Source organism: Hydrogenophaga sp. (genome assembly GCF_048549895.1).
Taxonomy (GTDB): domain Bacteria; phylum Pseudomonadota; class Gammaproteobacteria; order Burkholderiales; family Burkholderiaceae_C; genus Hydrogenophaga.
This window is the reverse complement of record NZ_JBLYYB010000157.1, coordinates 1-9,890: the sequence shown is the minus strand read 5'-3', so window position 1 is coordinate 9,890 and position 9,890 is coordinate 1. Positions and strand designations below refer to the sequence as shown.

Genomic DNA, 9,890 nt, shown 5'->3' with positions numbered 1-9,890 from the left:
GTCCAAGCTCTACGAGCACACCAGCGTGATGATCACGACCAACCTGACCTTCGCGGAATGGTCCAGCGTGTTCGGGGACGCCAAGATGACCACCGCGCTGCTTGACCGGTTGACCCACCACTGCCACATCATCGAGACCGGCAACGAGTCCTACCGCTTCCGCCACAGCTCCAAGGAAGCCAAGGGCCGCATCAAGTCCAGGGAGCAGGAGCGCAAGACCTCGGCCACTCAATCGTTGAATGAAGGGAGCGAGAAACCAGGAACGTCTCTATAGTTATCCACAGCTGACCTCCTGCAGAGGCAGCCTTAGCCCCTGGTCAAAATTCAATCGGCACAGCTGGTCAATATTCCATCGGCGCCAACACTCGGCGCGCATGGAGTACCGCCGCAAACAGCACGGGGTCGGTATCTATGTGCACATGCTCGACACCTGGGCGCTGTTTCACGACCAGCCCATCGTCATCAACGACCGGCAGGCCGCGCCCGCGGTGCATGGCGTCGAAGCACACAATTGCACGCGGCGCGAGGATCAGATCCGCCTGTCCCTCCTGGCCGTCGACACCCATGGCTACACCAACGCAGCCATGTCGATTGCCAAGCTGCTGGGCTTCGACCTGTGTGTTCGCTTGCGCCAGCTGTCCGAGCGCAAGATGTTCATGGCGAGGGGCGCTGCGCCGCCCGAGTCGCTGGAGCGGCTGGTCGTGGGCAAGGTCTCGCTGCGAAAGATCCGTGACGGCTGGATGGAGCTGCTGCGCCTTATCGCCTCCATCCGCCAAGGCCGCCTCACGGCTGCGGAAGCCATCGCCCGCCTGGGCAGCGCCGCCCGGGGGGACCCTGTGCACGCGGCCGCTGACGAACTGGGAAAGCTCCTGCGTACCATTTTTCTGTGCGACTACTTCACCATCCCTGAGTTCCGCCGCGAAATGCACGCGCTGCTGAACCGCGGCGAGTCTGTGCATCTGTTGCAGCGCGCCGTGTACCACGGCCGTGTGGGCGTCTCACGTGGCCGCCGCGCCGATGAACTTCGCGCCATCTCGACGTCGCACACCTTGCTGACCAACGTGGTGATCGCCTGGAACACCATGAAGATGCAGGATGTCGTGGACCGCTGGAAGGCGCTCAAGCACCCCATTGAGGACCACTGGATCCGGCGCATCGGGCCGGTGCACTTTGAGCACGTGAACTTCAAGGGCACCATCAGCTTCGAGATCGATTCGTACGCCGACGCGCTCATTCAGCGTCAGCCCAAGCTGCGCGCGCGCCGGGTTTGATGCTGGTCTTCTGGATAAGGGTGGGGGGCGAAGCACCCGTCTGCCCGTGTCCTGAAACGACATCTTCGGGATGGTTGGTTTTCAGACCCGGCTCTTTTCTTGTGCAAATCACCGGGTTAGCAGTTTTCATTTGTCAATGAAATCAATGGCTTAGCAGATTGCTGAAAAAATAGGCAGCTCTTTTCTCGTGCAAATTGTGGGGTTAGCGTTTGGCAGCGGCCTATCGGATACTGACAAAAAGCCGCTGGTAGAAGGCCGTTTGAACCCACGGAAGGCTCCCAAAGAAGTCCGCCCGTGGGCTTTTCGGTATCCTCCTTCCGCGGTGACCTTGCCGCCGGCCGACTTGGCCATAAGCGTGCCACCGGCCTTCCAGCAGACATGGCCCGTCCATTGGACAAAGAGCACCTCACTGCTGCGGTCGCTCGCCAACCAGGCTTCCGCAAAAAGTGATGGTCGATGACGTTCAATCCAGAAATAATCTCGGGCCGCCAACAATCCCAAGCGTCGTGATGACTCCCAGCGAACTTTCACAATGCCTCGAAACACTCCGTGCTGCCGGCCTCACGAATGAGGACTTCGCGCGACTTCACCACTTCTCGGAGAAGGGCCGCAAGGCATACCTGTCGGATGCGATCTCCTACTTTCGCGCGACGAAGTCGCTGAAAGGGAACAACCTCGACCTGGCGGAACGGTGCATGTACGTAGGTGTCCAGTTCGCCCTTAATCGAACTCACAAAGAGCAAATCCTCAGCGAGGCGCTCGCCCGATGGCCCTTGAACCAGGGTGGCTTGCAAACGCCGCTACCGGTGGCTTTTGCTAAATCCGGAACGCGCCGGGGAAACGAGCGGCGCGCAACGACACAACCTTCATCCAAAAAACTTGGAGACGATGGGGAGGAATTGGCGGTCAGCCTCCTGGCATCGCGCGGTTACACCGCAGAACTGTTGTCGAAGAATTTCCCGACTTATGACATTCAGGCAAGCGGAGAGAGCAACGACTTTCTTGTGTCCGTCAAAGTTGCGCGGCTGCATCAGCACCTCCGGCTCGGCTCTAGAAAATCCGTCAGCCGACTGAGCGACGGCAACTTCATCTTTGCGTTCCTTGCGAACCCGTCAAGTGAAGTCGATCTTGTTCCAGGCGGGTATAGGTTGCTCATACTGCCAGCCGCAGAAGTTCGGGACTACGCGCTGTCAGTGCATGACGCATATTGGTCTGCCAAGGGTAAAGCCGATGGATTCAGCGTGATGATCAAGGCCTACGACCCCAGGCACATTGACGTGTGGCAACGCTGGACTGCTTCGTACCAGGATGCGTGGCGGCAGCTTCCGACACCGAAGGCGTAGACCAAAGCCCTGACAGTCGCGCATTGGCAATCGGATGCCGTGTCGACGCTCATGAATTGCCACGCTTGGCCCTGGCCGCTTTTGATGCAGTGCCAGGCTTGAACTGTTCGACCAGGCTGCGCAACGTGTCGGCCTCAGCTTTGAATTGTGAGGACTGCTGCCGGGCGTCCTGCAGCTGCTGACTCTGGGCATCGAGGGACGCGGTGAGGCTTTGGACAAGTGCCTTGGCGGCTTCAAGTTCGGCGCTCATCCGGGTGGTTGCGGTGGCGAATTCCAGTGCCTTGGATTGGCTCTGGCGCTCGGTCTCCATCAGCCTGCCACGCACGCCGTCCAGCTGTTTCTCGGCCGCTGCGCGCTCGGTGCGCTCCAGTTCAATTTCGCGCAGCGCCCGCCGCTCGGCGCCGGCGGCCCGCTCGTTGGCTGCCTCGATGGCGGTGCGCCCTTTGTCCAGCTCGGCGCTGAAATCCGCTCGGATGCGCTCCTGCTGGGCCTGCAACTCGCCCACTTGGTGCTGCAGTGCCTCCGTGCGTGCCGTGGTGGCCGCGTGCGCACGTCGCTCGCCCTCATGGGCTGCATTACTCGATTGAAGCTGGGTCTCCAGTTCGGCCAGACGTCCACACATATCCTGAACGAGACCCTCAGATGCCTTGGCGTGATCCTGCTCGGCCTGCAGATCAGCCAGCGCTTTGGCCGTCTGGGCTTGTGCTTCCACCCGCAGGGCGGCCAGCTCGGTCCTGGCCAACTCGGTGGCTTGCCCCCAAATGGTCTGCACCGCATCCGCTGCGGCCACTTTGAGCGCCTCGGGCAGGTCCGGGTGGTCGATCTGCACACGGGCCTTGTTGCGCAGCTCCTCCCAGAACCTGGCCAGCGCTTCTGCCGGTGCGCTCATTGAGCCCTTGCGCACGTACTGGTAGAGCTTGCTGGCCGTGGGCGTGATCCCGTGCCGAAAGAACAGCAGCGCGCAGACCTCGCGGTACAGGGCCTTGGTTTCGGTGAACCGCTCCTTGAGGGATTCGATCTCCGCCTGGATTTCTGATTCGCTATTCATCGCTAAATAATACAACGTAGTTTGTTGCTTTCATTGAATCAGGAGCTTATCTATGGACATAATCCGTCTAATGTCCATAATCACGGATCTGCCTGCCAAAACGAACCACGCCCGTGTCCGACATCGCCACCCTTGACCAAATCGTCGTGCCCGAACGGCTCGATGGCCGCGCTGGGCGCAACCGCGGTGCGGGCCGCCAGCAGATCGCTGCGGCCGACGACCGCTCGGCGGTTCTGGCCTGGCTCGCGCGGTACGTGGACTCACCAGCCACGCTGGCCAGCTACCGCAGGGAGTCGGAGCGCTTCCTGTTGTGGTGCGTGCTGCAGCACCAGGTGGCCTTGTCGGACCTGACGCACGAGGACCTGCTGGTCTACCAGCGTTTTCTGAGCAATCCGCAGCCCGCTCACCGGTGGATCATGGCTCCCGGCCAAAAGCCTGCCCGCAGCTCGCCGGCGTGGCGGCCGTTTGCCGGCCCGCTGAGTCCAGCGAGCGTGCGCCAGGCCTTGTCCATCATCAACAACCTGTTCAGCTGGCTGGTCGAAGCGGGCTACCTGGCCGGCAACCCGCTCACCTTGGCACGGCGCAAGCGCCAGCAGCGTGCCCCGCGCGTAACGCGCTTCTTGTCGATGGCGCACTGGCATGCGCTTCGTCAAACCATCGAACTGCTGCCCACGGACAGTGATCGCGAGCGAGCGCACGCGGCCCGCGCTCGGTGGCTGCTCTCCCTGCTCTACATCGGCGCGCTGCGCGTGACTGAGGTGTGCGATGGCACGATGGCAGGATTCTTCTGTCGGCGCGGCGCCGACGGCAAGGAGCGCTGGTGGCTGGAGGTCACGGGCAAGGGCGACAAAACGCGGCTCATTCCCGCGACCACAGAGCTCATGGCAGAGCTGATGCACTACCGGCGTTCGCGCGGCTTGTCGGCACTGCCTGCTCATGACGAAACCACGCCTTTGCTCCTGCCTGTCATCGGCCCGGTCAAGCCGATGGCGCGCACGGCGGTGCACGAGATCGTCAAATCGCTGATGCGCACGACAGCTGAGAGGCTTCGCCTGCTCGGCGATCTGGAATCAGAAGCTGCGGCCGCGCACATTGAGCAGGCATCCACTCACTGGATGCGCCACACGGCGGGCACCCACCAAAGCAACCAGGTGGACCTCAAGGCCGTCCGTGACAACCTGGGCCATGCAAACATCTCGACGACAAACACCTACCTGCACGCCGAGGACGACACGCGGCATGATGCGACCTCGCAGGCTCACCGCGCCGGTTGGTCTGTGCGGTGACATTGGAGCCTTTGACGTCCGCAATTGGGGTGAGCAAGGCGACTGACGACTCCCCCATATTCGGCCACTTCTAAACTGGAGGTGCTGTTCAATTCCGGCAAGCCTGCAAGGGTGCAAGGAGAAGCAATGAAGAGGTCGAAATTTTCAGAAGAACAGATCGCCTACGCGTTGCTAACGGCCACCACCCGGAAAAGAACAATTTCGGTTGCTTCGTTTCAGACAGCGGATCTATTCCACCGCGCCCTCAAAGAGAATCGTGCATGCGCTGCGATTTTGTTCGGGCTTGCGCGTCCAGGAAAGCAGCTGTTATCAGCGCCAAGGCGCCCACGCAAATGGCCACGTCGGCCAGATTGAAGGCCGGCCAGTGCCAGTTCCGCAAGTACACGTCCAAGAAATCAGTGACCGCGCCATACATGACCCGATCCGCGGCGTTACCGATCGCACCCCCCAATATTAGGCTGTACGCAAGGGCCTCGATGCGAGTTAGTGTTGAACTGAGCATCCATACCAGACAGAGAGAAACGACTACAGCAATAACGGTGAAGAAATACCGTTGCCAGCCTCCGGCGCCCGCCAACATGCTGAAAGCGGCGCCGGCATTGCTGACATGAACCAGGTTGAAGAAACCAGTGAGCGGAATCTGGTCCCCCAATGGCATTGTCATGCGCACGAGCTGCTTGGTGGCGAAGTCGGCCAGTGCAATCGCACCGCCCAGACACCACCACGTCCAGCCGGTGGCCAACCGATCCTGAAAAGTGGGGCGCGATATCGCAGAGGTCATGAGGTCTTCTCAGAGGTTGTCCATGTTCTTTTTCTGCCCATCAATGCGGTGGCGACCGCGAAACAGAGCAGTTCCACCAGCCAGCCGTCCAGGACGTCCGCGGGCAAAGCGCGTAAGGCAACGCTACCCCATCCCGCCCAAGGCAGCGAAGCAATCAGCACAGGCTGTGCGAGTTCCTTCAAGATCGGCCAGAACGCTGCCACCACTAGCGTGGCATAAAGAGCGGTGCTGCTGGGAAAACTGTGTCTACCTTCCACCGGCGCCAGTACCCGTGCAGCAGGCAGGGAGCCTGTTACTGCTCGAGCCATTTCAGAAACTCACTTCAACAGACAAGTGACGACTAGGGCCAGTAAGCGGGATCAGGCGAGGCGCCGCGCCTCTACGGCAACTTTATCGGTATAACCGAACTGTTCCCGCATTCCGACCAAGCCCGCCCAGACTGCTGGGGCTGCAAGCATCCTGAGGAGCGCACGAATTACAAGCTAACGCAATGCCCGATTGGGCCTGTGACTGGCTGATTCAGCTATGACGGCGATGCGCACCTCAAACAGCGAGCCGTACCAGTCGTAGAGGCTGCTGTCAGATCAGAGATCTGTTTATAGGTTCGCGCACAAATCTGCGCTGTGCACCGTGTTTACCGGTTCAGTCGAAAAGTTCACTCAGGAAGCTTTTCTTGCGATACGGTTTGCCATGATGTTCGGCATTTCGCCCCCAACTCGAATCAGGCGCTGCGGAACCACGCTCAGATTGCGCTACGGGTGCGGCCTGTAAGGTGGCGGAGCGTTCAATAATTTTGTCGAGTTCGCCCCGATCCAGCCATACGCCCCGGCATTGCTGACAATAGTCGATCTCGATTCCTTGACGCTCGCTCATCACCAATTGAACATCTTTACAAGTCGGGCACTGCATAATAAGTCCTTAATTGATTTTGTCTTGACGCAATAGACGCAGACCATTGAACACGACCACCGAGCTTGCCCCCTGCCGGAGAACACAGCCGTATACATGGTAACTTGGCCATGCCCAAAAAAATGCACTGGCTGAAAGCCTGAAAAGGATCGAGATGAGTGACGGACGTGCTGACGAAAGTACCCAAGCCCTGGATGCGCGCAACGCGCAAAACCGGACGATTTTGACAGCGGTCCTGGTGATCAATCTTGTGCAGTCTGCGGCTGGTGCTGGCATTGGTCTCTGGGCCTCTTCCACCGCATTGATCGGTGCCGCACTGGACAATCTTGCGGATGCATCGGTGTACGCGGTCAGCCTCTACGCAGTGGGGCGGGCCGCCTCAGTAAAAATCCGTGCCGCGAAGTTGTCGGGGTTTCTATTGATCGGCCTGGCCGTCATGCTGCTGGTCGAGGTAGTACGGCGTTTCGCCGGAGGCGAAGAGCCTGTCGGCGCTGCAATGATGGCCATGGCCGCAGTCAATGCGGTGCTGAATTTGGTCTGCTTAAAGCTGCTCAACAAGCACCGCGGTAACGACGTTAACTTTAAAGCATCTGCGATTTTCACGAGTAACGACTCGATCGTCAACGCTTCTATTGTGCTTTCAGGGGCGCTGGTCTTGTGGCTGGGATCGAACATTCCTGATTTGATCTTGGGCGTTGGAGTTGCGCTGATTGCCGCGAAAGGTGGTCGAGAAATCCTACAGAGCGTGGCTAAACCCGAATAAACGGGGATGCTACCGGGCTGGACAGTGAAGTGTTTAGCTAAGGATTGAGTGTTCATGTTGAGGTCCAGAAAAAAGCCCAAAGGTGGGTCTTTGATCATCGGCAAACCTGCGCGGTTTGACTATGGAGAAGGATTGTTACGGTTCATCGCTTTGACGCTCTCTGCAGCTGCGCCTCCAATTCAGTAAGCGGAACTGCTCCGACCAGTCGCCGTCCGTCCTCGAGAATTGTCGTTGGGGTGCCGGTTATTCGATGCTTTTTGGCGAATTCCGCGATCTTGTTGAGTGGGTTGTCGCACGTCGCAGCGCCAGGGGGCGTGGTCCCAATTTGTGTGGTCTCGTCCCACGCCTTGAGCTGGTCCTTCGCGCACCACACCGCCACGGACTTGGCGGCCGCGCCGGGGTGGATCTGTTCGATCGGGAAGAGAAATACATACACGGTAAGGTTGTCAACGCCCTTCAGTGTGTGCTCGAGCGCCCTGCAATAAGTGCAGTCAGGGCCCTCGAAGATTGCGATTTTTCGTGCACCCGTACCTTTGACCCGTTTGAACGCCCATTCGAAAGGCAGGCTCCTGAAGGGAATCATATTGATCTGTTCGAGCCGGATGTCGGTGAGATTTTGGTCGGCATTGACGTCAAAAATCGGTCCGCCAAGAAGGTAGCGGCCATCTCCCGTGACGTAAACAATCCGGCCGTCAATCGCGGCTTCGAACACGCCCGGAATCGGTGTTTTCGAAATCCCCAGGGTTGAACTGTTCGGGAATGCGCGAAGCAGGGTCGCGCGCACTGCTGCTTCATCTCCGGCGGCAGTGGCCACAGCCGCCACGGCCACGATTGCCAGAGGCAGAATCAGGCGCTTCACGGGTTGTTCTTCTCAGGTCCGGGTCAGGTCCGAGGCGGATCTTCGCCGATGAGGAGCCTTGACGCGCCGGTGTAGTGGTGAGGCGGCACCTCCAAGTTGCTGGGAGCTGGCACGTTCTTGAAAACACGCCCCGAAAAATCGAAACGCGACCCGTGGCAGGGGCAATAAAAGCCGCCTGGCCAAGATGCGCCGATGTCAATAGCGCCCGGCTCTGGCCGGAAGGTCGGAATGCAGCCGAGATGAGTGCAAAGAGCTACCATGACGGCGATGTCAGGTCTAACCGAGCGAAGTTCGTTGCGCGCGTATTCTGGCTGTTGTTCCCGTCGATCGGAGCGTGGGTCGACTAGCAACGCATCGTGGCCGCGAATGGCATCGAGCATGGACGGAGTACGCATGAGCAGCCATACCGGCTTGCCACGCCACGCCACGGTGTGCAGTTCGCCCGGCTTGAAGGCCGCGACATCGACCTCCACAGGCGCCCCGAACGCACGCGCACGTTCACTAGGAGACATTGACGCAATAAAGGGCACACACGTCGCAACAACGCCGGCACTGCCGGCTGTCGATACAGCCGCCAGCCAGTTGCGCCGCGACAGATCGGCTTTAGCTTGACTGCCACCCGTCTTGGGCTGTATTCGGATCTCGGGTAGTGAGTGGGTTTCGCTGGTCATCAGGGATGCTCCTTTCTTGCTGTCATTCCTGCCCCCTCGGGAGGACAAGCCTGACAAGCACTACCCTCGGAGATAGGACAACGTCGCTTACTTTTTTGAGCCGCCGCGCTCACCTCAAGTTCCCGTCCCGCCACTCGATCTGGTGCGGCAGGAGCGGAGATTAACTTGAGTGATAAGGGCCCAGGCGCGTCTTTGCCCTTGGTTCGACCCGGCAACCCTAGACGCATTCGTTCGTTCGAGGACCTTCTGCGCCCCGGAATGTCTGTCCTTGTGGTCAACGGCGCTGGTCCAAACGGTGCTTGGGAGGACGCTGCAGGGCGCAAAAGGGACATCCGCACTGTCAGTCGCTTGCGTTCCAACATTGCTGCCCATGCGCGCAACAGCGCTGAGGCAAAAGCCACTTGGGTGGCTGATCAGTCGATTGATGTTTGGTTGATCTGGAACATCTGGCAAGTGGCGAGCCCAGATCTCGCTGATGTGATCCCGATTGCACCTGAGTACGCCGTGTACCGAAATGCTGGCATTGCAGTGACCACCCGTGGCAAGGAAAAGCCACAAGCGCAGAAGTTCGTGAATTTTCTACAATCACCAGCTGGAGGTGCCATATTTTCGAAGTGGGGATGGAAAACCAACTGATGGCACTTACTCGCTCTTGCAGTCCATCAGGCAGGCAGTATTGATGTCGAAAGAGCGGCCACTGCCTGCCATTACCGCGGCGATTCGACCGTCGCGTTGAGTGCCATTTGTAGACGGTATCCAGCACCGGAAGCAGATAAAGCGAACGAGCGAGCCAGCAAGTGCAGACCGGGCACGTGCTTTCGTCATGGCATCGCCTTCAAAGTTTGCCGCTCGACTTGAGAACCTTGGGCAACACCCACCACATCAACAGGATTAGCGCCGCCATCGCGCCCGCAGCGACGTTGCCCATTGCATGTCCGAAGACCGCCGAGAGAACCAGT

The 9,890-nt window shown here is 59.5% G+C and carries 11 protein-coding genes; 6 read left to right on the top strand and 5 right to left on the bottom strand.

The window, feature by feature from the left end; translation table 11 throughout:
- The 3 genes from ACN4F8_RS15505 to ACN4F8_RS15495 all read left to right on the top strand — a co-directional run.
- A partial coding sequence (locus ACN4F8_RS15505; RefSeq protein ID WP_419474374.1) for an ATP-binding protein occupies window positions 1–274 on the top strand: 274 nt, incomplete at its 5' end.
- Window positions 240–1,271: a Tn3 family transposase gene (locus ACN4F8_RS15500; protein ID WP_419474373.1), complete on the top strand. Its 1,032-nt coding sequence runs from the start codon at window positions 240–242 to the stop codon at window positions 1,269–1,271. The genes ACN4F8_RS15505 and ACN4F8_RS15500, both read left to right, overlap by 35 nt.
- A gap of 449 nt (window positions 1,272–1,720) precedes the next feature.
- The gene (locus tag ACN4F8_RS15495; protein ID WP_419474372.1) at window positions 1,721–2,614 is read left to right on the top strand and encodes a hypothetical protein; all 894 of its coding nucleotides are present in this window, start codon (window positions 1,721–1,723) and stop codon (window positions 2,612–2,614) included.
- A 49-nt stretch (window positions 2,615–2,663) separates the two neighbouring features.
- Here ACN4F8_RS15495 and ACN4F8_RS15490 read toward each other — a convergent pair whose 3' ends face one another.
- Window positions 2,664–3,662 carry a DNA-binding protein gene (locus tag ACN4F8_RS15490; RefSeq protein ID WP_419474371.1) on the bottom strand — a complete coding sequence of 333 codons (999 nt, stop codon included), beginning with the start codon at window positions 3,660–3,662 and terminating at the stop codon, window positions 2,664–2,666.
- A 113-nt stretch (window positions 3,663–3,775) separates the two neighbouring features.
- On the opposite strand from ACN4F8_RS15490, the gene ACN4F8_RS15485 reads away from it, so the two are divergent.
- Window positions 3,776–4,948, top strand: a complete 1,173-nt coding sequence (locus ACN4F8_RS15485) for a tyrosine-type recombinase/integrase (RefSeq protein ID WP_419474370.1) — start codon at window positions 3,776–3,778, stop codon at window positions 4,946–4,948.
- Between the two features lie 244 nt (window positions 4,949–5,192).
- Here the strand turns inward: ACN4F8_RS15485 and lspA are convergent, their stop codons facing one another.
- Window positions 5,193–5,729 carry a signal peptidase II gene (gene lspA / locus ACN4F8_RS15480; protein ID WP_419474369.1) on the bottom strand — a complete coding sequence of 179 codons (537 nt, stop codon included), beginning with the start codon at window positions 5,727–5,729 and terminating at the stop codon, window positions 5,193–5,195.
- Window positions 5,730–6,371: 642 nt separating this feature from the next.
- Window positions 6,372–6,638, bottom strand: a complete 267-nt coding sequence (locus tag ACN4F8_RS15475) for a zf-TFIIB domain-containing protein (RefSeq protein WP_419474368.1) — start codon at window positions 6,636–6,638, stop codon at window positions 6,372–6,374.
- A gap of 154 nt (window positions 6,639–6,792) precedes the next feature.
- On the opposite strand from ACN4F8_RS15475, the gene ACN4F8_RS15470 reads away from it, so the two are divergent.
- On the top strand, window positions 6,793–7,401 hold the full coding sequence (locus tag ACN4F8_RS15470; RefSeq protein ID WP_419474367.1) for a cation transporter: 609 nt from the start codon (window positions 6,793–6,795) through the stop codon (window positions 7,399–7,401).
- 142 nt (window positions 7,402–7,543) lie between these two features.
- Here ACN4F8_RS15470 and ACN4F8_RS15465 read toward each other — a convergent pair whose 3' ends face one another.
- A complete protein-coding gene (locus tag ACN4F8_RS15465; protein ID WP_419474366.1) occupies window positions 7,544–8,260 on the bottom strand; it encodes a DsbC family protein in 717 nt (238 codons plus the stop codon).
- Window positions 8,261–8,283: 23 nt separating this feature from the next.
- Window positions 8,284–8,931, bottom strand: coding sequence for a ubiquinol-cytochrome c reductase iron-sulfur subunit (gene petA / locus ACN4F8_RS15460; RefSeq protein WP_419474365.1), 648 nt, complete (start codon window positions 8,929–8,931; stop codon window positions 8,284–8,286).
- Between the two features lie 165 nt (window positions 8,932–9,096).
- Between petA and ACN4F8_RS15455 the strand changes: the two genes are divergently transcribed.
- Complete coding sequence (locus tag ACN4F8_RS15455; RefSeq protein ID WP_419474364.1) at window positions 9,097–9,567, top strand: substrate-binding domain-containing protein; 471 nt, start codon at window positions 9,097–9,099, stop codon at window positions 9,565–9,567.
- Window positions 9,568–9,890 lie beyond the last annotated feature (323 nt).